This is a genomic window from Tepidiphilus succinatimandens (genome assembly GCF_006503695.1).
In the GTDB taxonomy this organism is placed as follows: domain Bacteria; phylum Pseudomonadota; class Gammaproteobacteria; order Burkholderiales; family Rhodocyclaceae; genus Tepidiphilus; species Tepidiphilus succinatimandens.
Window position 1 is genome coordinate 163,759 of record NZ_SBIK01000001.1, and the last position, 23,764, is coordinate 187,522.

Consider the following 23,764-nt stretch of genomic DNA (forward strand, 5'->3'; position numbering starts at 1 on the left):
CGATGGCCGAGTGCCCGGCCTTGGTCACCGACAGGAAATGGTGCGGCGCCTGGGCCGCCTTGATGGCGTCGATGGCGATGCGCACGTTGCCGTCGGTGCCGTTCTTGAACCCGACCGGGCAGGAGAGACCCGAAGCGAGCTCGCGGTGCACCTGGCTCTCGGTGGTACGCGCCCCGATCGCGCCCCAGGCGATGAGGTCGGCGATGTACTGCGGCGTGATCATGTCGAGGAACTCGGTGGCGGCCGGCAGCCCCATCTCGGTGATCTCCCACAACAATCGACGGGCGAGGCGAATGCCGTCGTTGATGCGGTAGGAGTCGTCCAGGTAGGGATCGTTGATGAGTCCTTTCCAGCCCACCGTCGTGCGCGGTTTCTCGAAGTAGACCCGCATCACCACCAGCAGCTCGCCGCGCAGCCGGTCAGCCTGTTCCTTGAGCCGGCGGGCGTACTCCAGCGCCGCTTCCGGATCGTGGATGGAGCACGGCCCGACGATCGCGAGCAGCCGGTCGTCGGCGCCGTAGAGGATGCGATGGATCGCCTGGCGCGCGAGGAAGGTGGTCTCGGCCGAGGCCGGCGTGGCGGGAAACTCGCGCAACACGTGCGCTGGTGGCACGAGCTCCTTGATCTCCTTGATGCGCACGTCGTCGACGTGCAAACGGGTATGGGCTTTGACGGTGTTCATAGGCTTTCCTCGTTGGCTCATCCCTGAGAGGGTTTGACGGCGCTCTTGGGGCGAAACGCTGCGACGACCGCGGGATCCGTTTCCAGATAGGGCCCGCCGATGAGATCGATCGCGTAGGGAATCGCCGCGAAGATGCCGGCGTGGATCACCTTGCCGTCGGCATCGCGCAGCCCCTCCAGGGTTTCCTGAATGGACTTCGGCTGCCCCGGAAGGTTCACGATCAGGGTGCGACCGCGGATCACCGCCACCTGGCGCGACAGGATGGCGGTGGGGACGAAACGCAGGCCGATGCGCCGCATCTCTTCGCCAAAGCCGGGCAGCTCCTTCTCACCCACGGCGAGCGTCGCCTCGGGCGTGACGTCGCGCGGGGCCGGACCCGTCCCGCCGGTGGTGAAGACGAGGCAGCAGCCGAGCTCGTCGGCCAGTTCGATCAAGGTGCGCTCGATCACGGGCCGCTCGTCGGGAATCAGGCGCTTCTCCGCGCGCCAGGGCGAAACGAGCGCCCGGGAAAGCCATGCCTCCAGCGCCGGCAGGCCACGATCCTCATAGACGCCCTGGCTTGCCCGATCGCTCACCGACACGAGTCCGATCACCGCTTCCGCCTTCATTCCTCTCCCCCTTCTTCTGCGGCCGAATCCAACCTTCCCTCTGCCTCGCGCGCCTCGAAGAGCACCTTCAGCTCGCGATAGAGCGCACGATAGGACTCACCCGTCGGCTCCCCCTTCTGCCGTTCTTCCAGCACCTTGCGCCGCAGCGCACGCAGGTGCTGCACGTCGGCCTGCGGCGCCCAGGCAAGGATCTCGCCCAGCACGCGTTCGTCTTCGAGGAAACGCTCGCGCAGCCGTTCCAGCTGCGCCCGGCGCGCTTTGGCCTGCGGCGAATCGCCCTCCAGCCCGGCAAGCCGCTGTGCGATTCCCGCCGCATCGACGTCGCGCATGAGGCGGCCGACGTACTGCATCTGCCGCCGCCGCGCCTCATGCTTGCCTTCCAGACGCTTGGCTTCCAGGATGGCCCCAAGCAGAGTTTCGGGCAGATCGAGCCGCGCCAGACGCTCGCGCGACAGCGCCGTGAGCCGCTCGCCCAAATCCTGCAAGGCGAGCATCGCTTTCTTTCGCCTCGTCTTCGAGGGCGGAGCTTCGGGGCGGGACGGCGGCAGGGAGGAGGTCATCGGCAAGGATTGCTCGGGATTACGGTCAGGGAAGGATAGAATTATAAGCCAGTCCCTCAGGAGAGCCCGGAATGCCAGCGGTCGAATTTGCCTATCCCCGCGATGAACTCGCACGCATCGCCGAGGCGGCGCTCGCCCAGGCGCGCACGCTCGGCGCCGATGCGGCCGAAGTCAGCGTCTCCGAAGACCGGGGCCTGTCGGTGACGGTGCGCCGCGGCGCGCTCGAGACGCTCGAACACCATCACGACAAGGGTTTGAGCGTCACGGTCTATGTCGGCCAGCGCCAAGGGCATGCAAGCTCGAGCGACCTGAACCCGGAGGCGATCGAACGCACCGTCGCCGCTGCCGTGGCCATCGCCCGGCTCACCGCCGAAGACGATGCGGCCGGCTTGCCCGAGGCGCAGCGCCTGGCCGACCCGCAGCGCGTTCCCGACCTCTCGCTTTTCCACCCCTGGGCGCTGGAAGCGGAAGCGGCGATCGAACTCGCCCGCGCCTGCGAGGCGGCCGCCCTCGCGGTGGATGCCCGCATCGCCAATTCCGAAGGGGCGACGGTCTCGACCCAGGCGCACCAGTTCGTGCTCGCCAATTCGCTCGGTTTCCTCGCCGGCTACCCGACCACGGCGCATAGCCTCTCCTGCAGCGTGATCGCCCAGGACGAAGCGGGCATGGAGCGCGACCATTGGTGGGATTGGCGGCGCGATCCGCTCGATCTCGAACCGGCCGAGACGATCGGACGCAGTGCCGGACGGCGGGCGATCGCCCGGCTCGGCGCCCGGCGCCTCCCCACCGGTACCTACCCCGTCGTGTTCGACCACACCGTCTCGGGCAGCCTGCTGTCCCACTTCGTCCATGCCGCGAGCGGCGGCGCCCTCTACCGCAAGTCCTCCTTCCTGCTCGGTAAACTCGGCGAACGCATCTTCTCCCCCCTCGTCACCGTGCTCGAGGATCCTTTCATCGCCAAGGCCCCCGGTTCGGCCCCTTTCGACGACGAGGGCGTGGCCACGGCCAAACGCACCGTGGTGGCCGAAGGCGTGCTGCAGGGCTGGTTCCTCTCCACCTACTCCGGGCGCAAACTGGGCCTGCCGAGCACCGGCAACGCCGGCGGAGCGCACAACCTGTTCGTGCCGCCGACGCACGAAAGTCGCGAAGCGCTGCTGCGCGAGATGGGGCGGGGTCTGCTCGTCACCGAACTGATGGGGCATGGCGTCAATCCCGTCACCGGCGATTATTCCCGCGGCGCGGCCGGCTTCTGGGTGGAGGGTGGTGAAATCGTCCACCCGGTGAGCGAGATCACCATCGCCGGCAATTTGCTGCAGATGTTCGCCGCCATCGGCGGCGTGGCCGACGACGCCCGTCCCTGCCACCGCTACCGCCTCGGCTCCACCCTGATCGAAGCGATGCAGGTGGCCGGCGACTGAAGCCAGGGCACACGCGAGCTCTGGTTTTTACGCTACCATCGCAACGGCGTTTCGGCGCGCCATCCAGCCTTCAACCACACAAAGGGAGACCCACCATGCAACGACGCAAGTTCCTCCAGGGAGCCGGCATCGCCGGCATTCTCGCCAGCGGCACCGCTCCAGCCATCGTCATGGCGCAGCAGAACATCCGCTGGCGCCTCGCCTCGAGCTTTCCCAAGTCGCTCGACACCATCTTCGGCGCGGCCGAGGAGATGAGCAAAACCATCAGCGAACTCTCCGAAGGCAAGTTCCAGATCGACGTCTTCGCCGCCGGCGAGCTGGTGCCGGCCTTCGGCGTCTTCGACGCGGTGCAGCAAGGTACCGTCGAGATGGCCCACACCGCCTCGTACTACTACGTCGGCAAGAACGACGCGCTTGCCTTCGACTGCGCCGTCCCCTTCGGCCTCAACGCACGCATGATCAACGCCTGGATGTACGACGCCGGCGGTCTGCAGCTGATGCGCGAGCTCTTCGCCCGCTACGACATCGTCAACTTCCCCCTGGGCAACACCGGCGCCCAGTGGGGCGGCTGGTACCGCAAGGAGATCAAGTCGGTCGAGGATCTGAAAGGGCTGAAAATCCGCATCAGCAACCTCGCCGGCCGCGTGCTCACCAAACTGGGCGCCGTGCCGCAGGCGATCCCCGGGGGCGAGCTCTACCAGGCGCTGGAAAAAGGCACGATCGATGCGGTGGAATGGACCACCGTCTATGACGACTACAAGCTCGGTTTCCACAAGGTGGCACCCTACGGCTACTACCCCGCATGGTGGGAAGGCGGCGCCCAGCTGTCGCTCTACGTCAACAAGAAAGCCTACGAAGGGCTGCCCAAGCGCTACCAGGAACTGATCCGCATCGCCGCGAGCGACGCCCACACCCGCATGACGGCAAAGTACGACGCACGCAATCCCGACACCATCCGCAAGCTGGTCGCGGAAGGAGCGAAGATCAACCGCTTCCCCAAAGACATGATGGACGCCTCGTTCAAGGCCCGCAACGAGCTCTTCGCCGAGCTCAACGACACCAACCCCGACTGGAAGAAGATCTACGCGCACTACGAGAAATTCCTGCGCGACGAGTACTCCTGGTTCCGCCTCTCGGAGATGAGCTACGACCAGTACATGACGAGCATCAAGCTCTGAGCCGGCCAGGTTTTTGGGTGGCAAAGAACGGCCCCGCGGGGCCGTTCCTCATTGCGCCGGCGGCTCGTCCAACCCCGCTTCGGCCATCTCGGCGGCCTTGAGCATGGCGCGCGCCTTGTTGCGCGTCTCCTGCCATTCGGCCTCCGGGTTGGAATCGGCGACGATGCCCGCGCCCGCCTGCACGTGGATGGTCCCGTCCTTGATGACGGCGGTGCGGATGGCGATCGCCAGATCCATTTCCCCGTGAAAGCCGATGTAGCCCACCGCCCCGGCGTAGATGCCGCGCTTCACCGGTTCGAGCTCATCGATGATCTCCATCGCCCGCACCTTGGGTGCGCCGCTCACCGTTCCGGCGGGGAAGGCGGCGCGCAGCACCGACAAGGGCGTCTCGCGCTCACCGAGCTCGCCCTCGACCTGCGAGACGATGTGCATCACGTGCGAATAGCGCTCGATGGCGAAGGACTCGGTCACTTTCACCGAACCGGTCTTGGCCACGCGCCCCACGTCGTTGCGCCCCAGATCGAGCAGCTGCACGTGCTCGGCGCGCTCCTTCTCGTCGGCAAGCAGCTCCCGCTCCAGCGCCTGATCTTCGGCCGGGGTGGCGCCGCGCGGGCGGGTGCCGGCGATGGGACGCACGATCACCTTGCGCGCCGTGCCTTCGTCTTCGAGGCGCACGAGGATCTCGGGCGAGGCGCCCACCACGTGAAACTCCTCGAAGTCGAAGTAGAAGAGATAGGGCGAAGGATTGAGCGAACGGATGGCGCGGTAGAGCGTGAGCGGATCGGCGCGAAAGGGCTTGCTCATGCGCTGCGACAGCACCACCTGCATGACGTCGCCCTCGACGATGTAGCGCTTGATCCGCTCCACGGCCGCTTTGAAAGCTTCCTCGCCGAAGGCCGACGCCGGCTCGCTGGGGGGAAAGGGGCGCGAGACGGGGATACGCACCGGCGTGCGCAGCCGCTCGAGCAGTTCCTGCAGGCGTTTCTTGGCACGGCGATAGGCTCCGGGCACCTCGGGCTCGGCGTAGACCACCAGCGTGAGCTTGCCGGTGAGGTTGTCGACGATGGCGAGCTCTTCGGAGACGAGCAAAAGGATGTCGGGCGTGCCGATCGGATCGGGTTTCTCGATGCCGGCAAGGCGCGGCTCGATGTAGCGCACCGTGTCGTAGCCGAAGTAGCCCACGAGCCCGCCGAGGAAGCGCGGCAGCCCGGCACGCGGCGGCACCTTGATGCGATCGAGATACTCGCCGATGAAGGTGAGCGGATCGCCGTAGTCGCGCCGCTCCACGAGCCGGTTGCCGTGCAGCAGCAAGGCGCTGCGGCCGTAGACTTCGAGGCGCACCGGGCTGGAGAGCCCAATCATGGAATAGCGCCCAAAACGCTCGCCACCCTGTACCGATTCGAGCAGGTAGCTCCAGGGTCCATCGGCGAGCTTGAGATACAAGGAGAGCGGCGTGTCGAGGTCGCAAAAGGTGGTGAGCGTGACCGGGATGCGGTTGTAGCCCTGCGCCGCGAGGGCGTCGAATTCGGATTCCTGCATGGCTTCGCCCTGGAAGGACTCAAGCCAAGTAGTTTAGCAGCTCCGGGAAGCGATCGAGAAAGACGGCGACCGGCAGACGACGCAAAGCGTCGGGATCGCCGTAGCCATAGGTGACGAGTGCCACCGCCACCCCTGCCCCCTGTCCTGCCTGGGCGTCGATGGCCGAATCGCCCACGAGCAGCGCCCGCTCGGCCGGACGGTTGAGGTGTTCACAGGCGTGCAGCACCATGGCCGGATCGGGTTTCTTCACCGGCAGGGTGTCGCCGGCGACGACGACGTCGAAAAACGGCGCCAGATCGAGCGCTTCGAGCAGCGGCAGGGTGAATTCCCAGTCCTTGTTGGTGACGCAGCCCATCACCAGGCCGCGGCAGGAAAGTTCGGCGAGCGTCTCCGGCACACCCTCGTAGGGGCGGCTGGCCGTGCCATTGACCACGGCGTAGTGCGCCTTGAAGCGGTTCGTGGCTTCGGCCACCTCCGCCGGGTCGGTACGGCCGTTGGCGGCCATGAAGCGGCGCACCAGCTCGGCGATGCCATCGCCCACCCAGCCGCGGATCGCCTGCGGCGAGGAAACCGGCAGGCCGAGGTCGCTCAAGGTGCGCGCCGCAGCCTCGGCGAGGTCGGGCAAGGTGTCGACCAGGGTTCCGTCCAGATCGAACAGCAAGGCTTCCGCCGCGATCGGCTTGGCACTCATCTTTTCTTCCTTTCCACGGTTTGCAGCCGGGCCTTCATCCCAGCGATGATCGAATCGTAGCGGTGGGGATCCTCTGAGCGGGCGGCGCCGAACACCGCCGAACCGGCGACGAAGACGTCCGCCCCCGCTTCCGCCACCTCGGCGAGGTTGTCGAGGTTCACGCCGCCGTCGACTTCCAGAAGCAGACGGCGGCCACTCTCATCGGCATAACGATCCAGCATGGTACGCGCGGCGGCGATTTTTTTCAAGGCATGCGGAATGAAGCGCTGGCCGCCGAAACCGGGGTTGACGCTCATGAGCAGCACGAAATCGAGCCGATCGAGTACGTGTTCGAGCCAGACGAGCGGGGTGGCCGGATTGAGCACGAGCCCCGCGCGGCAGCCGCAGGAGCGGATGAGCTCGAGCGTGCGGTCGACGTGCTCGGACGCTTCGGGGTGAAAGGAGATGAGATCGGCCCCCGCCTCGGCGAACTGCGGCACCAGCGCATCGACCGGTTTCACCATCAGATGCACGTCGATCGGCACGGTGGCGTAGGGCTTGATCGCACGGCACACCATTGGCCCCATCGTGAGATTGGGGACGTAGTGGTTGTCCATCACGTCGAAGTGGATCCAGTCCGCCCCGGCGGCGATCACGTCGCGCACTTCTTCACCGAGACGGGCAAAATCGGCCGACAAGAGACTGGGAGCGATCAAGAAAGTCGAGGCATTCATGAGGCGGGGGGTGGCGCGTAGAGGAAGATGAATTCCACGGTGTCGATCACCACGCGATCCCGGTCGTGCAGCGGCACGAAGGGCGCGTTGGGGAAGACGCCGTTGATCTTGGGTGGCGCTCCGCTTTCGTGGCGCAGTAACACCCGCCAGCCCTGATCGATGAGGGCGATGACGGTGTGTCCGGCCTTCCCCAGGCGGGTCACCTCGCGCACCAGGGGAATCGTGCGGGTCTGACCGTTGTTCATGCCCATCCGCAGTTGGGGAACGAGCCCGCGGCGCAGCAGCGCGTCTTGGGTGGCGGCGGGCCAAGGAGGGGTGCGCTCGAGGCGGGAAGCACCGTAGAGGAAATGGTAACGGGCGATGCGAAACGCTTCGCCCGGCTTGAGGCGGTATTGCTGGATCTTCTTGCCCTCGACCCAGGTGCCGTTGCGGCTGCCCAAATCCTCGAGAAGGAGCTCGCCCCTCGAGGGCTGCAGGCGGGCATGCTGCCCGCTCACCGCCAGGCTATCGATGCGCAGATCGTTGCCCGGTTTGCGGCCGATGAAGAACTCGCGGGCGGGAAGATCGACGCGCACGAGCTCGCTGCCGTGATGGATGACCCGCAAGTGCCCCGCCCCTGCGGCAGGGGCGGGATCGGAATCAGTCGCAACCCCCATGGCATGTCCTCAGTAGGGCAAGGGACGACCCAGCCCGCGCTCGCGCGCGCGTTCGAGCACCAGGGCCGCCACGGCGAGATCCTGCACCGCCATGCCCTGCGATTCGAAGAGGGTGATCTGGCGCCCGTCCCTGCGTCCGGGGCGCATGCCGGCGATCACCTCGCCCAGTTCTGCCCACAGCCCCGGGCGGGTGCGGCCTTTCTCCAGCGCCGGCAGCAGGTCACCCGCCTCGCGCAAGGCCACCTCGCGGCTGTCGACGCAGATGAGGTCGGCGCGCAGCACGGCCTTCTCCGGTAGCTCTTGGCGCGCGAGGCTGTTCGAGCCGGCGGCGGTGACATGCACCCCCTCTTCGAGCCAGTCGGCCTCGAGCACCGGCTTGGGCGAGGTGGTGACGGTGACGACGACGTCGGCGCCACGCACCGCCGCCTCGATGGACTCGGCCGGCACGAACTTCCGCCCGGTACGTTGCACCATGGTCTCGCAGAAGGCGCGCACGTGCTCGGGGGTACGCGCGGCGACACGGAAGGTCTCGATCGGCAGTGCTTCGGCAAGCGCCAGCGCCTGCCCCTGGGCCTGCCAGCCGGCGCCGACGATGGCGGCGATCTTCGCATCGGGCCGAGCGAGGTATTTCGCCGCCACGCCGCCAGCCGCGCCGGTTCGCATCATGCCCAGCGTGTCGGCTTCCAGCACGGCCACGGGCTCGCCCGTGTCGCTGTCGAAGACGTGCACCCAGAAGCGGGCGCGGCCGCCCGAGGAGGTATAGACCTTGAAGCCGGTGAGCCGCTTGTCCGGCACCGCGCCTTGCAGCATGTGCGTCATCGAGGTGGGCAGGCGCACGCGCTGTCGGGGGTAATCCACGACTTCGCCCCTGGCGTGCGCCGCCATCACCGCCTCGACGGCGGCCATCACGGAGGGCATGTCGAGCAGCCCGGCGACTTCTTCTTCCTGCAGATAAATGGCCACGCTCGCCTCCTCGGCGCCAGGGATGGGATCAGAGCAGGCTCTTCATCAGCTTGCCCATCTCGGACGGGTTGCGCGTGACCTTGAAGCCGCACGCTTCCATGATCTCGAGCTTGGCCTGGGCCGTTTCGGCGCCCGTGGAGATGATGGCGCCGGCGTGCCCCATGCGCTTGCCCGGGGGCGCCGTGACCCCGGCGATGAAGCCGACCACCGGTTTTTTGAAGTGCTCCTTGCACCACATGGCGGCGTCGACTTCATCGGTGCCGCCGATCTCGCCGATCATGATGACGGCGTCGGTGTCGGGATCGTCGTTGAACATCTTCATCACGTCGAGGTGCTTGAGTCCGTTGATCGGGTCGCCGCCGATGCCCACCGCGGTCGACTGCCCCAGGCCGAGCTCGGTGAGCTGCGCCACCGCTTCGTAGGTGAGCGTGCCGGAGCGTGACACCACTCCGATGCGGCCTTTCTTGTGGATGTGACCGGGCATGATGCCGATCTTGAGTTCGTCGGGCGTGATGACGCCGGGGCAGTTGGGGCCCAGCAGCAGCGTCTCCTTGCCGCCGGCGGCGACCTTGTGCTTCATCTTGTTGCGCACGATGAGCATGTCACGCACCGGGATGCCCTCGGTGATGCAGATGACGAGGTCGAGGTCGGCCTCGACCGCCTCCCAGATGGCATCGGCCGCGCCGGCCGGCGGCACGTAGATGACCGAAACGGTGGCGCCGGTGGCCTCTTTCGCTTCTTTCACCGTGGCAAAGATGGGGATGTCGAAGATCTTCTCGCCGGCTTTCTTGGGGTTGACGCCGGCCACGAAGCAGTTGCGGCCGTTGGCGTACTCGAGGCACTTCTCGGTATGGAACTGACCGGTCTTGCCGGTGATGCCCTGCGTGATGACTTTCGTGTCTTTGTTGATCAGGATCGACATGGGTGGATTCCTTGGCGGCGGTTCGGTCAATGAGCGGCGGAGACGGCGGCGACGATCTTCTGCGCCGCGTCGGCCATCGTTTCGGCGGAGATGATGGGCAGGCCGGATTCGGCGAGGATTTTCTTGCCGATGTCCTCGTTCGTACCCTTCATGCGCACCACGAGCGGCACGTTCAACTGCACTTCGCGCGCGGCGGCCACCACGCCGTTGGCGATGGTGTCGCAGCGCATGATGCCGCCGAAGATGTTGACCAGGATGCCCTTCACCTTGGGATTGCGCAGCATGATCTTGAAGGCCGCGGTGACCTTTTCGGTGGTGGCGCCGCCGCCGACGTCGAGGAAGTTGGCCGGCTCGCCGCCGAAGAGCTTGATCGTGTCCATGGTGGCCATGGCCAGCCCCGCGCCATTGACCAGGCAGCCGATGTTGCCGTCGAGCGCGATGTAGGAGAGCCCGTACTTGGAGGCTTCCACCTCGTCCGGATCCTCTTCGTCGAGGTCGCGGTAGGCCACGATCTCGGGATGGCGGAAGAGCGCGTTGTCGTCGAAATTGAACTTCGCATCCAGCGCCTTGATGCCGCCGTCGCCTTCGAGGATGAGCGGGTTGATCTCGGCGAGCGAAGCATCCGTCTCCATGTAGCAGGTATAGAGTTTTTTCAGGGTGTCGACGGCCGCCGGCACGGACGCCTCGGGAATGCCGATGCCGCGTGCGAGCCGCTCGGCCTCTTCGTCGGGGAAACCGACGATGGGATCGATGAAGGCCTTGAGGATCTTCTCGGGAGTCTTCGCCGCGACTTCCTCGATCTCCATGCCGCCCTCGCTGGAGGCAAGCACCGCGACTTTCTGCGTGGCCCGGTCGGTGAGGATCGAGACGTAGTATTCGTGTTTGATGTCGGCGCCCTCTTCGATGAGCAGGCGCTTGACGATCTGGCCTTCGGGGCCGGTCTGGTGCGTCACCAGGCGCATGCCGAGGATGGCCGAAGCGTGCTGGCGCACCTCGTCGAGCGAGCGGGCGAGCTTGACGCCGCCGCCCTTGCCGCGCCCGCCGGCGTGGATCTGCGCCTTCACCACCCACACGGGGCCGCCGAGCGACTTGGCCACTTCCAGCGCTTCCTCCACCGAAAACGCCGGCCCGCCCTTGGGCGTGCGGATGCCGAACTTTCTCAGGACTTCCTTGGCTTGGTATTCATGGATTTTCATGTTCACCCTTCGTTTTTCCATGCCCGATCGGGCACGAGGTTGATCGGTCGCACCGCAGCGGATCGCGACGGCGCGGCGTTCTCCCGGGGCCGAACGTTTCGGCCCCGTCCCTTGGTTTGGCACGGATAATTATAACGACAATCGTCCCCGCCTTCGTGCGGCGGTGCACGATTTCTTCGTTTGCGGCCAGCGCTCGGTGCGCTTTCAGACGGGGCTCGGCACTTCATGATAGTCGACCACGAGCCCAAATTCCTGCGCCAGCCAACACCCCAGTGCCTGCACGCCGAAGCGCTCGGTGGCGTGGTGCCCTGCGGCGATGAAGGCCACGCCCGCATCACGCGCCAGATGCACGCAGGGCTCGGAGACTTCGCCGGTAATATAGACGTCGACGCCCTCGGCGATCGCGGCGGCGAACTCGCCCTGCGCCGCGCCGCTACACCAGGCGAGCCGCTCGATGCGCCGTTGCGGCTCGCCCAGCACCAGCGGCTCATGGCCCAGCATGGCGTTCAGCCGTTCGGCCAGGGCGGAGAGCGTGAGCGGCTCTTCGGGCCAGCCGAGCCAGACGAGATCCTCCCCGCCGCAGCGGCCCTCGGGGCGCCAGCCCATCGCCCGCGCCCAGGCGGCGTTGTTGCCCACTTCCGGATGCGCGTCGAGCGGCAGGTGATAGGCGATGAGGCTCACTTCGTGCACGAGGAGCGGCCGCAGGCGCCGGAGCCGCCAGGCGGTGAGGGTAGGATCCTCGCCGCGCCAGAAAAAGCCGTGATGCACCAGGATCGCGTCGTAGCCGCCAGCGATCGCGCGTTCGATGAGCGCGACGTTGGCCGTCACGCCGCAGAGCACGCGCCTCACGTCCGGCCGTCCTTCCACTTGCAGCCCGTTTGGGCAATAATCGCGAAACGATGCAGGCTGCAAGAGGCCGTCCAGGGCCACCACCAGATCCGACAATCGCATGTTCGCCGCTCCTTTGGGGAATCGATGAAGAAACTGTGGCAGATTTTCGCGCAAACCGTCACCGTCGTCGCCCTCGCCGGCTTCGTCGTGGCGCATCTGAAGCCGCACTGGTGGTTCGGCGCGGGCGCCCCGCTCACCGTCGAACGCAACGCGCCCGCCGCCGCGGCGGCCAAGGACTACCGCCTCGCCGCCGCCCGAGGGGCCGCCGCCGTCGTCTCGCTGCAGCCGATGGAGGCGGATCGGGCGGAGGCAGAGAAAGCCCCGCGGCGGCTGCAGCTGCCCGAGGGTCACCCCGACATTCCCCTGCCCGACGAAGACTCGCCCCGCCTGCCCGAAGCCATGGGCTCGGCCGTCCTCATCGCCGAGGATGGCGTGCTGGTCACCAACGCCCACGTCGTGGAAGGGAACGAGCGCTTTCTTGCGCGTTTTGGCGACGGGCGCAGCATCCCGGCGCGCGTGGCGGGACGCGATCAGGAGAGCGACCTCGCGATCCTGCGGCTCGAAGCCCCCGGCCCCTTCGCCGCCCTACCCTTCGCACCCGCCGACAGCTTTGCCGTGGGCGACGTGGTGCTCGCGGTGGGGCATCCCTTCGGCGTGGGGCAGACGGTGACGATGGGAATCATCTCGGCGCTGGGGCGCAACGACCTGGGCCTTTCCACGTTCGAGAATTTCATCCAGACCGACGCGGCGATCAATCCCGGCAATTCGGGCGGCGCTCTCATCGACACCCAGGGGCGGCTGGTGGGCATCAACACCGCCATCTTCTCGCGCACCGGTGGGTCGCTCGGCATCGGGTTCGCCATTCCGGTGCAGATCGCGCAGCCGGTGGTCGAGGAGCTGCGCTCGCGCGGTTATGTGCGTCGCGGCTGGGTCGGAGTGCAGTTGCAGCCGCTGGAAGCAGCCCTTGCCGAGGCCATGGGCGTGATGGCGCGCGAAGGGGCGCTGGTGGCGGCGGTGCTGCCCGACTCGCCGGCTGCCGCCGCTGGCCTCAGGCCCGGCGATGTCATCCTCGCCATCGACGGCAAACCGACGCGCACCGTGCGCGAAGTGCTCGACACGGTGGCGGCGATCCCGCCGGGCAAGGAGGTCACACTGCTTCTGGAACGCGAACGGCGCACGCTCGAGGTGAAGCTCGTCGCCGGTGAGCGGCCGCGACCGGGCTCGTGACCTTTCTTCCGCGTCAGTCCTGCATCCGCTGCGGCGACTTCTCTTCCCGCGGCGCGGGCAAGGTCTCTTCGGCCGCGTCCTTGGCCGAAGCGCTCCACCGTACGAAGACGACTCCCAGCTCGTAGAGCAGGATCATCGGCACCGCCAGCATGAACTGGGAGACGACGTCGGGCGGAGTGACGACCGCCGCGACGACGAAGGCGCCGACGATCACGTAAGGCCGGGCCTGGCGCAGCTTGGCGGCGTCGACCACCCCGGCCTTGGCGAGCAGGATCACCGCGATCGGCACTTCGAAGGTGATGCCGAAGGCGACGAACATGGTCATCACGAAGCCGAGATACTGCTCGATGTCCGGCGCCACCTGGACGCTCGCAGGAGCGAATTCGGCGATGAAGCGGAACACCCCGCGAAAGACGAAGAAGTAGCAGAAGGCCACGCCGAGCAGAAAAAGCGCGGTGGAGGCGATCACCAGCGGCGCGACGAGGCGCTTTTCGTGGGCATACAGGCCGGGGGCGACGAAAGCCCAGGCCTGGTAGAGCACGTAGGGCAGCGCGATGAGGAAGGCGAGCAGCATCGTCACCTTGATCGGCACGAAAAACGGGGTGACCACGCCGGTGGCGATCATGGTCGCGCCGGCCGGCAAGGCATCGAGCATCGGCTTGGCGAGCAGGTCGTACCAGAATCCCGCCCAAGGCGCCAGACAGAGGAAGACGAGCAGTACCGCGATCGCCGAGTGGACCAGGCGGCTGCGCAGCTCGACCAGATGCGACAGGAAACTCTCTTCGCCGGACGTCGGTTCGCTCATCACGTCTTTCCGCTGCCAGGAGAGGGGGATGCCACTGGAACGGGCTCGGCAGGGGATGGGGCCAGCCCCAGGCCGGAGGGCAAGCTCATGGCCTCGCGTGCATCACCCGAAGGCGCGGTGCCCGTGCCAGCCGTCGAGCCCGAAGGGGCAGGCGGATGGGGGTGCGTCATGGGCAGCTCCCGTCCCGATGCCCGCACATCCGCCTTGGCGGACGGCACATCCTCCGGTTCGGCAGCGTGCGACGGGAGCGGCTCGCCGACAGCAAGCGCCTGACGCGCCTCCTCGACGCTCTGACGCAGCGGCGCCTGGACCTCCTCGGCCTGACGGCGCATCGTCTCCTGCAGCTCGCGCGCCTGGGATTCGATCTGGGCCTGCAGTTTCTTCAGTTCCTCGAGCTGGAGCTCACGCTCGATGTCCGCCTTGACGCCGGAGACGTAGCGCTGCAAGCGTCCGATGAGCTCTCCCGCCGTACGGGCCGCCTTGGGCAGGCGCTCGGGACCGAGCACGATGAGCGCCACCACGGCGATCACGATCATCTCGGAGAAGCCGATGTCGAACACACTCGCTCCTCAGCCGGACAACGAATGCGGCAGCCGGCTCACGCCTGCGTCCGCGACGCGTCGCTCTTCTCCCGCACGCCCCCTTCGATCGTGGTCTGGTCGCTCACGGCCTTGGGTGAAGCGGCGGCGGGCTCTTCTTCCGCGCTCTTCATCCCTTCCTTGAACCCGCGTACGGCGCCGCCCAGATCCTGCCCGATGTTGCGCAGCTTCTTCGTGCCGAAGATCATCACGACGATGAGCAGCACGATGAGCCAGTGCCAGATGCTAAACGAACCCATGACAGTTCTCCTATGACCTACGTCGCCGCTTCAGCGCTTGAGCATGATGGGCAGCGGCTCGTTTCCCCCGCCGAGGAGATGCACGTGCAGGTGCATCACTTCCTGGCGACCGATGCGCCCGGTGTTGATGATGGTGCGCCAGCCATCGGCACAGCCGGCCGCGAGCGCCACCTTGGTGGCGGCGACCATCAGGCGCCCCATCCAGCCGGCGTCGGCGTCGGTGAGCTCCTTGGTCGAGGGGATGTGGTGCTTGGGGATCACCAGCAGATGAACCGGCGCCACGGGACGGATGTCGTGAAACGCCAGCACCTCGTCGTCTTCATAGACTTTCTTCGCCGGAATCTCGCCGGCGACGATCTTGCAGAACACGCAGTTCGGATCGGCTTGCGTCGTCATGCTTTCCCCCCTTTGGCAATCACCACGGACTCGGCCTCGGCCGCCGTGGCCAGACGCGAGCGCTTCTCGTCGATGCCCGAGACGCCTTCGCGGCGGCGGAACTCGGCGGCCACGTCTTCGACCGACAGGCCGAAGTGCGCCAGCAGCACCAGCGTGTGGAACCACAGGTCGGTGACTTCCCACACCAGATGCAGCCGGTCGCCGTCCTTGGCCGCCATGATCACTTCGGCGGCCTCCTCGGCCACTTTCTTAAGGATCGCCTCCGTACCCTTCTGGTACAGGCTGGAGACGTAGGACTGGTCGGGATCGGCCGCCTTGCGTTCCATCAACGTCTGGCTGACGCGGCGCAGTACTTCCAGGTCGATCATGAGTATATCTCCTTCGGATCCTTGACCACCGCTTCGACGACTTCCCAGCCCCCGTCGCGCCAGCGGCGGTAGAAACAACTCCGCCGTCCGGTGTGACAGGCGATGCCGCCCTTTTGTTCGACGCGCAGCAGCAGCGCGTCGCCATCGCAGTCGAGCCGCAGCTCGACGAGCTTTTGCACGTGTCCGGAAGTCTCGCCCTTGGCCCACAGCCGACCGCGCGAGCGCGACCAATAGACGGCCTGCCCGCGCGCGAGCGTCTCGGCCAGAGATTCGCGGTTCATCCAGGCGAGCATGAGCACTTCGCCCGTGGCTGCGTCCTGGGCGATTGCCGGCACCAGGCCGTCTTCGCCCCAGCGCACGGCGTCGAACAGATCTTCGCTCACAGCCGTACCTCCACGCCGGCCGCCTGCATCGCCTCCTTGGCCTGGCGGATGCTGTATTCACCGAAATGGAAGATGGAGGCGGCGAGCACCGCGTCGGCGTGCCCCTCGGTGACGCCTTCGACCAGATGCTGCAGCGTGCCCACGCCGCCGCTCGCGATCACCGGCACGGGCACGGCGTCGGACACCGCGCGGGTGAGTTCGAGGTCGAACCCCTGCCTGGTGCCGTCGCGATCCATGCTGGTGAGGAGGATCTCACCTGCGCCGAGCGCACAGACTTTCTGCGCCCATTCGATGGCGTCGAGCCCCGTGTCGACGCGCCCGCCGTGGGTAAACACCGACCAGCGTCCGGGCGCGACGCGTTTGGCGTCGATGGCCACGACGATGGCCTGCGAGCCGACGCGATCGGCCGCCTCGGCGATGAGCTCGGGCCGCTGTACCGCCGCGGTGTTGATGCTCACCTTGTCGGCCCCGGCAAGGAGCAGCGCGCGCACGTCCTCGAGGCGGCGCACGCCCCCGCCCACGGTCAGCGGGATGAAGACGCACTCGGCCACCCGCGAGACGACCTCGAGCAGGATGGCGCGCTCTTCGCTCGAAGCCGTGATGTCAAGGAAAGTGAGTTCGTCGGCCCCCTCGGCATCGTAGCGCCGCGCGATCTCCACCGGGTCGCCCGCATCGCGCAGCGACACGAAATTGACCCCCTTGACCACGCGCCCGGCATGGACGTCCAGACAGGGGATGACGCGCTTGGCGAGCATCAGGCCGTCCTTTGCGCACTGCGCCGCGCCGCGAGTTCGTCGGCGAGCGCCTGCGCGGCCTTGAAGTCCAGCGTGCCTTCGTAGATGGCGCGCCCGGTGATCGCCCCCATCACGCCATCTTCCTCGATGGCGCACAGCGCCTCGATGTCGGCGAGCGTGGCGATGCCGCCGCTGGCAATGACCGGAGTGGCACGCAACGCACGCGCGAGCCGCGCCGTCGCCTCGACGTTCACCCCCGAGAGCATCCCGTCGCGGCCGATGTCGGTATAGACGACGGCCTCCACGCCGTAGTCCTCGAACTTGCGCGCGAGCTCGACGACGTCGTGGCCGCTCGAACGTGCCCAGCCGTCGATCGCCACCTTGCCGTCCTTGGCGTCCAGCCCCACCATGACGTGACCGGGGAAGGCGACACAGGCGTCCTGCAGGAAACCGGGATGCTTCACCGCGGCCGTGCCGATGATGACGTATTCGATGCCCAGCTCCACGTAGCGGTCGATCGTGTCGAGGTCGCGGATGCCGCCGCCGAGCTGCACCGGCACCTCGCCGTCGATTTCTTCCAGGATGGCCTCGATCGCCGCGAGGTTCTTCGGCTTGCCGGCGAAGGCCCCGTCGAGGTCGACGAGGTGAAGCCGCCGCGCCCCCTGGTCGAGCCAGTGGCGCGCCATGGCGGCCGGATCTTCGGAGAATACCGTGGCCTCTTCCATGCGCCCCTGGCGCAAGCGGACGCATTGGCCGTTTTTCAGGTCGATGGCGGGAATCAAGAGCATGATGTCACAGGTCCCCTTGGGCGGTCTCGGCCGCCGTCGTTGTCACCCGGTGCGGCAAACCGCACCTCCTCCCCTGCGCCGCGCTCATGGAGCCCAGCGCACGAAGCGCTCGAGTAGCGCCAGCCCTGCCCGCCCGCTCTTCTCGGGGTGGAATTGCACCGCCACGAGATTGTCGTGCGCCACCGCCGAGGCGAAGACGACGCCGTAATCGGTGCGGGCGAGCACGAGTGAATCATCACGCGGCGCGACGTAGTAGCTGTGCACGAAATAATAGCGCTCGCCGCTGCCCTGCACCGGCAAGATGGGATGCTCGCGCACGTTCTCGACCCGGTTCCAGCCCATGTGCGGCACCTTGAGATGCGCCTGCCCGGGAGCGAACGCCCCGTCGCGCGGGAAACGCACCACCTCGCCGGCAAAAAGGCCGAGCCCGGCGGCACCCCCTTCTTCGGATCGCTCGAAGAGCATCTGCAGGCCGACGCAAATGCCGAGAAACGGCCGCTCGCGCGCCGCCCAGGCCACCGCCTCGTGCATCTCCTGACGCTGCAGCGCCCCCATGCAATCGGGCATCGCTCCCTGGCCGGGAAAGACGATGCGGTCGGCCTCGCGCACCTCGCGCGGCGTGCGCGCCAAGGCCACCTCGACGCCAGGAGCGACGGCCTGCAGCGCCTTCTGCACCGAGCGCAGGTTCCCCATGCCGTAATCGATCACCGCGATCTTCATGGCTGGCTCACAGCACCCCTTTGGTCGAGGGCATCCGTCCCTCCAGGCGTGGATCGCGGTCGCAGGCCATGCGCAGCGCCCGGCCGAAGGCCTTGAAGAGCGTCTCGCACTGATGGTGGGCATTGACGCCGCGCAAGGTGTCGAGATGCAGCGTCACCGCGGCGTGATTGACGAACCCCTGGAAGAATTCGCGCACCAGATCGACGTCGAAGGCGCCGATGCGCGCACGGGTGAATTCGCAGCAGAAAACGAGCCCCGGGCGGCCGGAGAGGTCGACCACCGCGCGCGACAGCGCCTCGTCGAGCGGCACGTAGGCGTGCCCGTAGCGGGACACGCCGCGCTTGTCGCCCAAAGCCTTGGCAAACGCCTGGCCGAAGGTGATGCCGACGTCCTCGACCGTGTGGTGGTCGTCGATATGCGTGTCGCCCTCGGCGCGGATCTCGAGGTCGATGAGGCCATGGCGGGCCACTTGCTCCAGCATGTGGTCAAGAAAAGGCACGCCGCTGGAGAGTTCGGCGCGGCCGTTGCCGTCGAGATCGAGCGCCACACGCACGCGGGTCTCGAGGGTGTTGCGTTCGACGACGGCGGTGCGGCCCACTGAGGATTCGGTCATGGAAAAGCCGGAGAAACGGAACGTGGCGACCCGCGCATGATACCATTGGCCGTGTCAAGCGTAGCAACCCCGATTCCGAGAAAACGGCGCATGGACGATCGTTACTGGAGCCCCACCGTCAAGCGGCTCACCCCCTACGTTCCGGGCGAGCAGCCCCGAATCCCCGATCTCGTCAAACTGAACACCAACGAGCATCCGCACGGCCCTTCGCCTCGGGTACTCGCCGCCATCCAGTCCGAGCTCGACGAGCGGCTGCGTCTCTATCCCGACCCCGAAGCGACGGCGCTGCGCCACGAACTTGCGCAACGCCACGGCGTGGAGCTGGACAACGTCTTCGTCGGCAATGGCTCCGACGAAGTGCTCGCCTTCGCCTTCCAGGCGCTCCTGGGTCATTCGGGGCCGGTCTGGTTTCCCGACGTCACCTACAGTTTCTATCCCGTCTATTGCACGCTCTATGGCCTGCCCCACGAGACGGTGCCACTGACCGACGACTTCCGTCTGCCCACAGACGCCTTCCTGCCCCAGCAGGGGCGCGCCGCCGGCGGCATCGTCTTCGCCAATCCGAACGCCCCCACCGGCATCGCCCTGGAACTCACCGAAGTCGAACGCATCGTGGCCGGCAACCCGCAGTGCGTGGTCCTGGTCGACGAGGCCTACGTCGATTTCGGGGCGCAGAGCGCCATCCCGCTCGTCAAGCACTACCCCAACCTCCTGGTGGTGCAGACTTTCTCCAAGAGCCGGGCGCTTGCCGGATTGCGCGTGGGCTACGCCATCGGCCAGGCGCCGCTCATCGAGGCCTTGCGCCGCGTCAAGGACAGCTTCAATTCCTACCCCCTCGACCGGCTCGCCCAGGTCGGGGCGATCGCGGCGCTGCAGGACGAAGCGCACTTCGAGGCCATGCGGCTGGACGTGATCGCCACACGCGCCTCGCTCGCGCGCGGGCTCGAAGCGCTGGGCTTCGAAGTGCTCCCCTCGCAGGCGAACTTCGTCTTCGCCCGCCACCGGGAACGGAGCGGCGCGGAGCTCGCGCAGTCCTTGCGCGAACGCAAGGTGCTGGTGCGCCGCTTCGATCAACCGCGCATCGCCGATTTCCTGCGCATCACCGTAGGCACCCGCGAGCAGTGCGCCCGGCTACTGGAGGCGCTCGCCGAGATCCTGGGGGGTTAGGAGTAAAGACCATATCTACATGTCAAGCATCAGGCATGAAGCGCCTCGAGAAACGCCTCGATGGAAACGCCAGCCTGCTTGAGCACGCCGACCAAAGTGCCAACTTTCAGCTCACGGTGATTCGGCACGACGCATCCTGCCGAGCCGCGACGCATCACGAGATGACTGCCTCGCTGACGCACGATCACGAACCCGAGCCGCTCCAAAGCGCGCACGACTTCGGCCCCGGATACGACCGGCAATTTAGGCATGTTCGGGCACGTCGAACGTCGTCAGCAATGGCCGCCCGGCAACGGCCAGGGGAAATTCCTCCAGGTAGAGCGCCGTCGCCTCACGCAAGTTGGCCAAAGCCTCTTCGATGGTTTCGCCCTGCGTCGTCGTGCCGGTTTCGGGGTTGAATGCCACATAGCCCCCTTCCGGCGCCGGAGTCAAAACAGCGGATAGTTCCATCGATCCTTCCTCATCGGTTCTCACGCCATCAAGGCAAAATGCGCATCTGCGCCGAACGCGCGTGCGCCATGAGCCCTTCGCCTTGGGCGAGCGTGGCAGCGATGGGGGCGAGCTTTTGCGCGCCGGCGCGCGATACGGCGACGAGGCTCGTGCGCTTCTGGAAATCGTAGACGCCCAGGGGGGAAGAGAAACGGGCGCTGCGCATCGTCGGCAGCACGTGGTTCGGCCCGGCGCAGTAGTCGCCGATCGCCTCCACCGACCAGTGGCCGAGGAAGATCGCCCCGGCATGACGGATCTTGTCGGCCCAGGGTTCGGGATCTTCCAGGGCGAGCTCGAGGTGCTCGGGGGCGATGCGGTTGGCGATCGCCACCGCCTGCTCCAGGTCATCCACCCGGATGAGCGCGCCGCGATGGGCGAGCGAGGCGGCGATCACCTCGCGGCGCGGCATCGTCGGCAGTAGCCGCTCGATGGCTTCGGCCACTGCATCCAGAAAATCCGCCTGCGTGCTCACCAGGATCGATTGCGCGAGTTCGTCGTGCTCGGCTTGGGCGAAGAGATCCATCGCCACCCAGGCCGGATCGCCCGAGCCATCGGAGAGGATCAGCACTTCGGAGGGCCCCGCCACCATGTCGATGCCCACCACGCCGAAGACGCGCCGCTTGGCTTCGGCCACGTAGGCGTTGCCGGGGCCGACGATCTTGTCGACCTGCGGAATCGTCTGTGTGCCGTAGGCGAGCGCCGCCACCGCCTGCGCCCCGCCGAGGGTGAAGACGCGATCGACTCCGGTGAGGTGCGCTGCGGCGAGCACCAGGGGATTTTTCTCGCCGCGCGGCGTGGGCACGGTCATGATGAGCTCGCCCACGCCGGCCACTTTGGCCGGGATGGCGTTCATCAGCACCGAGCTGGGATAGGCGGCGCGCCCGCCGGGGACGTAGAGCCCGACGCGATCGAGCGGCGTCACTTTCTGCCCCAGGCGCGTGCCGTCCGCCTCCTCGATCACCCAGCCCTCGAGTTTTTGCCGCTCGTGGAAGGTTTCGATGCGCTCGGCGGCACGCACCAGGGCGTCTTTCTGCTCGGCGGGCAGCGCGGCAAAGGCCTCGGCGAGCGCCGACTTCGGTAGTTCCAGCTCGGCCATGTGGGTCACGGTCAGACCATCGAAGCGGCGGGTATAGTCGAGTACCGCCGCATCGCCCGTGGTGCGCACCGCGCGCAGGATCTCGTCGACGGCGCGGCCGACGGCCTCGTCCGTCTGCGCCTCGAAGGCGAGCAGCGCGTCGAGCTGGGCGAAGAAGTCGGGGTCGCGCACGTCCAGCCGGCGGATGCGCGCGGCGGACGAATCAGGCGTCTGGCTGGTCATGGAGGGTCTCCGCGAAGGTGTCGATGAGCGGCTGCACCAAGGTACGCTTGAGCTTCAAGGCGGCCTGGTTGACGATCAGACGGCTGGAAATGGACATGATTTCCTCGACCTCGACCAGATGATTGGCGCGCAGCGTGTTGCCCGACGAGACGAGGTCGACGATGGCATCGGCCAGGCCAACCAAGGGCGCGAGTTCCATCGAACCGTAGAGCTTGATGAGATCGACGTGTACGCCCTTGGCGGCGAAATGCGCCTTGGCGGTCTTGAGGTACTTGGTCGCCACGCGGATGCGGCTGCCGAGCTGAACCGCCGCGCCATAATCGAACCCCTCGGGCACGGCCACGCACAGGCGGCAGCGGGCGATGCGCAGGTCGAGCGGCTGATACAGCCCCTGCCCGCCATGCTCGAGCAGCACGTCCCGCCCGGCGATGCCCAGGTCCGCCGCCCCGTATTGCACGTAGGTGGGCACGTCGGTGGCGCGCACGATGAGCAGCCGCACCTCGGGACGGTTGGTCTCGAGGATGAGCCGACGCGAGGTCTCGGGGTCGTCCTGCGGCACGATGCCGGCCGCTGCGAGCAGCGGCAGCGTCTCAGTGAAGATGCGCCCCTTGGAGAGCGCGAGCGTGATCCGTTCCATGAGCCGATTCTACCGGATGCGGCGCACCTGGGCACCCAAGGCGCCGAGCTTTTCTTCGAGCTGCTCGTAGCCGCGATCCAGATGATAGATGCGCTCGATCACCGTCTCGCCTTCGGCCTTGAGCGCGGCCACCACCAGCCCGGCAGATGCCCGCAGGTCGGTGGCCATGACGGTGGCCCCGTCGAGCCGCGCCACCCCCTTGACCACGGCGGTGTTGCCGTCGATACGGATGTCGGCTCCGAGTCGCTGCAGCTCGACGGCGTGCATGAAGCGGTTCTCGAAGATGGTTTCGCGGATGACACCGCTGCCCTCGGCCACCGTGTCGAGGGCCATGAATTGCGCCTGCATGTCGGTGGGGAAACCCGGGTAGGGAGCGGTGCGCACGTCCACCGCCCGCAGCCGCGGCGGCGCCTCCAGCGCCACCCAGTCGGGGCCGGTCTCGATGCGGCAACCGGCCTCGGCGAGCTTGGCGAGCACCGCTTCGAGCGCATCGGGGTCGGCCCGGGTGAGCCGGACCTGCCCCCCCGTGATGGCGGCGGCGCACAGATAGGTGCCGGTCTCGATGCGGTCGGGCATGACGCGATAGCGGGCGCCATGCAACCGACGCACGCCGCGCACGCGCAGGGTGTCGGTGCCAATGCCTTCGATGTCCGCGCCCATGGCCACCAGGCAGCGGGCGAGATCGCTCACCTCCGGTTCGCGCGCCGCGTTCTCGATCACCGTCGTTCCCTCGGCCAGGCACGCGGCCATGAGCAGGTTCTCGGTGCCGGTGACGGTGACCAGATCCGGCACGAGCCGCGCCCCGCGCAATCCTGGCGTGGTGGCGTGGATGTAGCCGTGTTCGACGCGCACCTCGGCACCCAGCGCCTGCAACCCCTTGATGTGCTGGTCGACCGGGCGCGCGCCGATGGCACAGCCGCCGGGCAGGCTCACGACGGCTTCGCGGCAGCGCGCCACCAGCGGCCCCAGCACGAGGATGGAGGCGCGCATCGTCTTGACGAGCTCATAAGGCGCTTCGGGGGACGCGATGCGCTGCGCCTGCAGCCGCAGGGTCGCACCCTCGCGCTCGATCGCCACCCCCATGCGCGCCAGGAGCGCGAGCAGGGTGTCGACGTCGCGCAAGCGCGGAACGTTCTCGATCTCGAGCGGCTCGTCGGTGAGCAGCGCCGCGCACAGAATGGGCAGCGCCGCGTTCTTCGCCCCGGAGACGGGGATCTCACCGGCAAGCCGCGCGCCGCCGACGATGGCGAGTTTGTCCACCCCG

At 67.2% G+C, this 23,764-nt stretch carries 30 protein-coding genes; 4 read left to right on the forward strand and 26 right to left on the reverse strand.

Annotated features, from left to right (window positions below; genetic code table 11):
* From EPD82_RS12120 to yjgA, 3 genes are all read right to left on the reverse strand, one after another.
* A partial coding sequence (locus EPD82_RS12120; protein ID WP_240803290.1) for a 3-deoxy-7-phosphoheptulonate synthase occupies nt 1–682 on the reverse strand: 682 nt, incomplete at its 3' end.
* Nucleotides 683–699: 17 nt separating this feature from the next.
* Nucleotides 700–1,290, reverse strand: coding sequence for a molybdopterin adenylyltransferase (gene mog / locus EPD82_RS00795; protein ID WP_055422578.1), 591 nt, complete (start codon nt 1,288–1,290; stop codon nt 700–702).
* A complete protein-coding gene (gene yjgA, locus EPD82_RS00800) occupies nt 1,287–1,850 on the reverse strand; it encodes a ribosome biogenesis factor YjgA (protein WP_072247874.1) in 564 nt (187 codons plus the stop codon). The genes mog and yjgA overlap by 4 nt, the downstream gene beginning before the upstream one ends.
* 71 nt (nt 1,851–1,921) lie before the next feature.
* Here yjgA and pmbA point away from each other — a divergent pair, with 71 nt between their 5' ends.
* Together pmbA and EPD82_RS00810 are read left to right on the forward strand one after the other, a co-directional pair.
* Nucleotides 1,922–3,268 (forward strand): metalloprotease PmbA, encoded by a 1,347-nt coding sequence (pmbA, locus tag EPD82_RS00805; protein WP_141054329.1) that lies wholly within the window; start codon nt 1,922–1,924, stop codon nt 3,266–3,268.
* A gap of 95 nt (nt 3,269–3,363) precedes the next feature.
* Nucleotides 3,364–4,446 (forward strand): TRAP transporter substrate-binding protein, encoded by a 1,083-nt coding sequence (locus EPD82_RS00810; RefSeq protein WP_141054332.1) that lies wholly within the window; start codon nt 3,364–3,366, stop codon nt 4,444–4,446.
* Between the two features lie 48 nt (nt 4,447–4,494).
* Here the strand turns inward: EPD82_RS00810 and trpE are convergent, their stop codons facing one another.
* The 8 genes from trpE to EPD82_RS00850 form a co-directional block, all read right to left on the reverse strand.
* Nucleotides 4,495–5,985 carry an anthranilate synthase component I gene (gene trpE / locus EPD82_RS00815; RefSeq protein ID WP_055422574.1) on the reverse strand — a complete coding sequence of 497 codons (1,491 nt, stop codon included), beginning with the start codon at nt 5,983–5,985 and terminating at the stop codon, nt 4,495–4,497.
* 19 nt (nt 5,986–6,004) lie between these two features.
* The gene (gene gph / locus EPD82_RS00820) at nt 6,005–6,676 is read right to left on the reverse strand and encodes a phosphoglycolate phosphatase (RefSeq protein WP_055422573.1); all 672 of its coding nucleotides are present in this window, start codon (nt 6,674–6,676) and stop codon (nt 6,005–6,007) included.
* Nucleotides 6,673–7,389 carry a ribulose-phosphate 3-epimerase gene (gene rpe, locus EPD82_RS00825; protein ID WP_055422572.1) on the reverse strand — a complete coding sequence of 239 codons (717 nt, stop codon included), beginning with the start codon at nt 7,387–7,389 and terminating at the stop codon, nt 6,673–6,675. Before rpe ends, gph begins: the two co-directional genes overlap by 4 nt.
* On the reverse strand, nt 7,386–8,045 hold the full coding sequence (locus EPD82_RS00830) for an FHA domain-containing protein (protein WP_055422571.1): 660 nt from the start codon (nt 8,043–8,045) through the stop codon (nt 7,386–7,388). The genes rpe and EPD82_RS00830 overlap by 4 nt, the downstream gene beginning before the upstream one ends.
* A 9-nt stretch (nt 8,046–8,054) precedes the next feature.
* Nucleotides 8,055–9,008, reverse strand: coding sequence for an ornithine cyclodeaminase family protein (locus EPD82_RS00835; protein WP_055422570.1), 954 nt, complete (start codon nt 9,006–9,008; stop codon nt 8,055–8,057).
* Between the two features lie 28 nt (nt 9,009–9,036).
* Entirely contained in the window at nt 9,037–9,930 is an 894-nt protein-coding gene (sucD, locus tag EPD82_RS00840; protein WP_055422569.1) for a succinate--CoA ligase subunit alpha, read from the reverse strand.
* A gap of 26 nt (nt 9,931–9,956) precedes the next feature.
* Nucleotides 9,957–11,126, reverse strand: coding sequence for an ADP-forming succinate--CoA ligase subunit beta (sucC, locus tag EPD82_RS00845; protein ID WP_055422568.1), 1,170 nt, complete (start codon nt 11,124–11,126; stop codon nt 9,957–9,959).
* A 204-nt stretch (nt 11,127–11,330) separates the two neighbouring features.
* Nucleotides 11,331–12,077, reverse strand: coding sequence for a Nif3-like dinuclear metal center hexameric protein (locus EPD82_RS00850; protein WP_055422567.1), 747 nt, complete (start codon nt 12,075–12,077; stop codon nt 11,331–11,333).
* A 24-nt stretch (nt 12,078–12,101) separates the two neighbouring features.
* Here EPD82_RS00850 and EPD82_RS00855 point away from each other — a divergent pair, with 24 nt between their 5' ends.
* Nucleotides 12,102–13,244 carry a S1C family serine protease gene (locus EPD82_RS00855; protein ID WP_055422566.1) on the forward strand — a complete coding sequence of 381 codons (1,143 nt, stop codon included), beginning with the start codon at nt 12,102–12,104 and terminating at the stop codon, nt 13,242–13,244.
* Between the two features lie 13 nt (nt 13,245–13,257).
* Here EPD82_RS00855 and tatC read toward each other — a convergent pair whose 3' ends face one another.
* The 10 genes from tatC to hisB all read right to left on the reverse strand — a co-directional run bounded on the left by tatC (nt 13,258) and on the right by hisB (nt 18,889).
* Complete coding sequence (tatC, locus tag EPD82_RS00860) at nt 13,258–14,049, reverse strand: twin-arginine translocase subunit TatC (RefSeq protein ID WP_141054335.1); 792 nt, start codon at nt 14,047–14,049, stop codon at nt 13,258–13,260.
* A complete protein-coding gene (gene tatB / locus EPD82_RS00865) occupies nt 14,049–14,609 on the reverse strand; it encodes a Sec-independent protein translocase protein TatB (RefSeq protein WP_141054338.1) in 561 nt (186 codons plus the stop codon). Before tatB ends, tatC begins: the two co-directional genes overlap by 1 nt.
* Before the next feature lie 38 nt (nt 14,610–14,647).
* A complete protein-coding gene (tatA, locus tag EPD82_RS00870) occupies nt 14,648–14,887 on the reverse strand; it encodes a Sec-independent protein translocase subunit TatA (RefSeq protein WP_141054341.1) in 240 nt (79 codons plus the stop codon).
* Between the two features lie 30 nt (nt 14,888–14,917).
* Entirely contained in the window at nt 14,918–15,283 is a 366-nt protein-coding gene (locus EPD82_RS00875) for a histidine triad nucleotide-binding protein (RefSeq protein ID WP_141054343.1), read from the reverse strand.
* Nucleotides 15,280–15,651: a phosphoribosyl-ATP diphosphatase gene (locus EPD82_RS00880; protein ID WP_141054346.1), complete on the reverse strand. Its 372-nt coding sequence runs from the start codon at nt 15,649–15,651 to the stop codon at nt 15,280–15,282. The genes EPD82_RS00875 and EPD82_RS00880 overlap by 4 nt, the downstream gene beginning before the upstream one ends.
* On the reverse strand, nt 15,648–16,034 hold the full coding sequence (hisI, locus tag EPD82_RS00885; RefSeq protein WP_141054349.1) for a phosphoribosyl-AMP cyclohydrolase: 387 nt from the start codon (nt 16,032–16,034) through the stop codon (nt 15,648–15,650). The genes EPD82_RS00880 and hisI overlap by 4 nt, the downstream gene beginning before the upstream one ends.
* Nucleotides 16,031–16,789 (reverse strand): imidazole glycerol phosphate synthase subunit HisF, encoded by a 759-nt coding sequence (gene hisF / locus EPD82_RS00890; RefSeq protein ID WP_028874112.1) that lies wholly within the window; start codon nt 16,787–16,789, stop codon nt 16,031–16,033. The genes hisI and hisF overlap by 4 nt, the downstream gene beginning before the upstream one ends.
* On the reverse strand, nt 16,789–17,556 hold the full coding sequence (gene hisA, locus EPD82_RS00895; protein ID WP_055422560.1) for a 1-(5-phosphoribosyl)-5-[(5-phosphoribosylamino)methylideneamino]imidazole-4-carboxamide isomerase: 768 nt from the start codon (nt 17,554–17,556) through the stop codon (nt 16,789–16,791). The genes hisF and hisA overlap by 1 nt, the downstream gene beginning before the upstream one ends.
* An 84-nt stretch (nt 17,557–17,640) precedes the next feature.
* The gene (hisH, locus tag EPD82_RS00900; RefSeq protein WP_055422559.1) at nt 17,641–18,276 is read right to left on the reverse strand and encodes an imidazole glycerol phosphate synthase subunit HisH; all 636 of its coding nucleotides are present in this window, start codon (nt 18,274–18,276) and stop codon (nt 17,641–17,643) included.
* 7 nt (nt 18,277–18,283) lie between these two features.
* Nucleotides 18,284–18,889 (reverse strand): imidazoleglycerol-phosphate dehydratase HisB, encoded by a 606-nt coding sequence (hisB, locus tag EPD82_RS00905; RefSeq protein ID WP_141054352.1) that lies wholly within the window; start codon nt 18,887–18,889, stop codon nt 18,284–18,286.
* A 90-nt stretch (nt 18,890–18,979) separates the two neighbouring features.
* Here hisB and hisC point away from each other — a divergent pair, with 90 nt between their 5' ends.
* Entirely contained in the window at nt 18,980–20,056 is a 1,077-nt protein-coding gene (gene hisC / locus EPD82_RS00910; protein WP_055422557.1) for a histidinol-phosphate transaminase, read from the forward strand.
* 29 nt (nt 20,057–20,085) lie between these two features.
* On the opposite strand, the gene EPD82_RS00915 is transcribed toward hisC, so the two are convergent.
* From EPD82_RS00915 to murA, 5 genes are read right to left on the reverse strand one after another with little or no spacing between them, the layout of a single operon-like run.
* Nucleotides 20,086–20,307 (reverse strand): type II toxin-antitoxin system HicA family toxin, encoded by a 222-nt coding sequence (locus EPD82_RS00915; protein WP_055422556.1) that lies wholly within the window; start codon nt 20,305–20,307, stop codon nt 20,086–20,088.
* A complete protein-coding gene (locus EPD82_RS00920) occupies nt 20,300–20,506 on the reverse strand; it encodes a hypothetical protein (RefSeq protein ID WP_055422555.1) in 207 nt (68 codons plus the stop codon). The genes EPD82_RS00915 and EPD82_RS00920 overlap by 8 nt, the downstream gene beginning before the upstream one ends.
* A gap of 28 nt (nt 20,507–20,534) precedes the next feature.
* Complete coding sequence (gene hisD / locus EPD82_RS00925) at nt 20,535–21,863, reverse strand: histidinol dehydrogenase (RefSeq protein ID WP_055422554.1); 1,329 nt, start codon at nt 21,861–21,863, stop codon at nt 20,535–20,537.
* Nucleotides 21,844–22,500 (reverse strand): ATP phosphoribosyltransferase, encoded by a 657-nt coding sequence (hisG, locus tag EPD82_RS00930; protein ID WP_055422553.1) that lies wholly within the window; start codon nt 22,498–22,500, stop codon nt 21,844–21,846. The genes hisD and hisG overlap by 20 nt, the downstream gene beginning before the upstream one ends.
* 9 nt (nt 22,501–22,509) lie before the next feature.
* Entirely contained in the window at nt 22,510–23,760 is a 1,251-nt protein-coding gene (murA, locus tag EPD82_RS00935) for a UDP-N-acetylglucosamine 1-carboxyvinyltransferase (RefSeq protein ID WP_055422552.1), read from the reverse strand.
* Nucleotides 23,761–23,764 lie beyond the last annotated feature (4 nt).

Excerpts from the sequence above, each read along its gene's own strand:
- rpe (WP_055422572.1), bottom strand. The coding sequence starts at position 7,389 with ATGAATGCCTCGACTTTCTTGATCGCTCCCAGTCTCTTGTCGGCCGAT.
- hisD (WP_055422554.1), bottom strand. The coding sequence starts at position 21,863 with ATGACCAGCCAGACGCCTGATTCGTCCGCCGCGCGCATCCGCCGGCTG.
- tatC (WP_141054335.1), bottom strand. The coding sequence starts at position 14,049 with ATGAGCGAACCGACGTCCGGCGAAGAGAGTTTCCTGTCGCATCTGGTC.
- hisB (WP_141054352.1), bottom strand. The coding sequence starts at position 18,889 with ATGACCGAATCCTCAGTGGGCCGCACCGCCGTCGTCGAACGCAACACC.
- EPD82_RS00915 (WP_055422556.1), bottom strand. The coding sequence starts at position 20,307 with ATGCCTAAATTGCCGGTCGTATCCGGGGCCGAAGTCGTGCGCGCTTTG.
- EPD82_RS00855 (WP_055422566.1), top strand. The coding sequence starts at position 12,102 with ATGAAGAAACTGTGGCAGATTTTCGCGCAAACCGTCACCGTCGTCGCC.
- hisF (WP_028874112.1), bottom strand. The coding sequence starts at position 16,789 with ATGCTCGCCAAGCGCGTCATCCCCTGTCTGGACGTCCATGCCGGGCGC.
- EPD82_RS00920 (WP_055422555.1), bottom strand. The coding sequence starts at position 20,506 with ATGGAACTATCCGCTGTTTTGACTCCGGCGCCGGAAGGGGGCTATGTG.
- EPD82_RS00810 (WP_141054332.1), top strand. The coding sequence starts at position 3,364 with ATGCAACGACGCAAGTTCCTCCAGGGAGCCGGCATCGCCGGCATTCTC.
- EPD82_RS00830 (WP_055422571.1), bottom strand. The coding sequence starts at position 8,045 with ATGGGGGTTGCGACTGATTCCGATCCCGCCCCTGCCGCAGGGGCGGGG.
- tatA (WP_141054341.1), bottom strand. The coding sequence starts at position 14,887 with ATGGGTTCGTTTAGCATCTGGCACTGGCTCATCGTGCTGCTCATCGTC.
- EPD82_RS00850 (WP_055422567.1), bottom strand. The coding sequence starts at position 12,077 with ATGCGATTGTCGGATCTGGTGGTGGCCCTGGACGGCCTCTTGCAGCCT.
- pmbA (WP_141054329.1), top strand. The coding sequence starts at position 1,922 with ATGCCAGCGGTCGAATTTGCCTATCCCCGCGATGAACTCGCACGCATC.
- hisC (WP_055422557.1), top strand. The coding sequence starts at position 18,980 with ATGGACGATCGTTACTGGAGCCCCACCGTCAAGCGGCTCACCCCCTAC.
- hisA (WP_055422560.1), bottom strand. The coding sequence starts at position 17,556 with ATGCTCTTGATTCCCGCCATCGACCTGAAAAACGGCCAATGCGTCCGC.
- trpE (WP_055422574.1), bottom strand. The coding sequence starts at position 5,985 with ATGCAGGAATCCGAATTCGACGCCCTCGCGGCGCAGGGCTACAACCGC.
- yjgA (WP_072247874.1), bottom strand. The coding sequence starts at position 1,850 with ATGACCTCCTCCCTGCCGCCGTCCCGCCCCGAAGCTCCGCCCTCGAAG.
- mog (WP_055422578.1), bottom strand. The coding sequence starts at position 1,290 with ATGAAGGCGGAAGCGGTGATCGGACTCGTGTCGGTGAGCGATCGGGCA.
- EPD82_RS00880 (WP_141054346.1), bottom strand. The coding sequence starts at position 15,651 with ATGATCGACCTGGAAGTACTGCGCCGCGTCAGCCAGACGTTGATGGAA.
- hisG (WP_055422553.1), bottom strand. The coding sequence starts at position 22,500 with ATGGAACGGATCACGCTCGCGCTCTCCAAGGGGCGCATCTTCACTGAG.
- EPD82_RS00875 (WP_141054343.1), bottom strand. The coding sequence starts at position 15,283 with ATGACGACGCAAGCCGATCCGAACTGCGTGTTCTGCAAGATCGTCGCC.
- sucD (WP_055422569.1), bottom strand. The coding sequence starts at position 9,930 with ATGTCGATCCTGATCAACAAAGACACGAAAGTCATCACGCAGGGCATC.
- sucC (WP_055422568.1), bottom strand. The coding sequence starts at position 11,126 with ATGAAAATCCATGAATACCAAGCCAAGGAAGTCCTGAGAAAGTTCGGC.
- hisH (WP_055422559.1), bottom strand. The coding sequence starts at position 18,276 with ATGAAGATCGCGGTGATCGATTACGGCATGGGGAACCTGCGCTCGGTG.
- gph (WP_055422573.1), bottom strand. The coding sequence starts at position 6,676 with ATGAGTGCCAAGCCGATCGCGGCGGAAGCCTTGCTGTTCGATCTGGAC.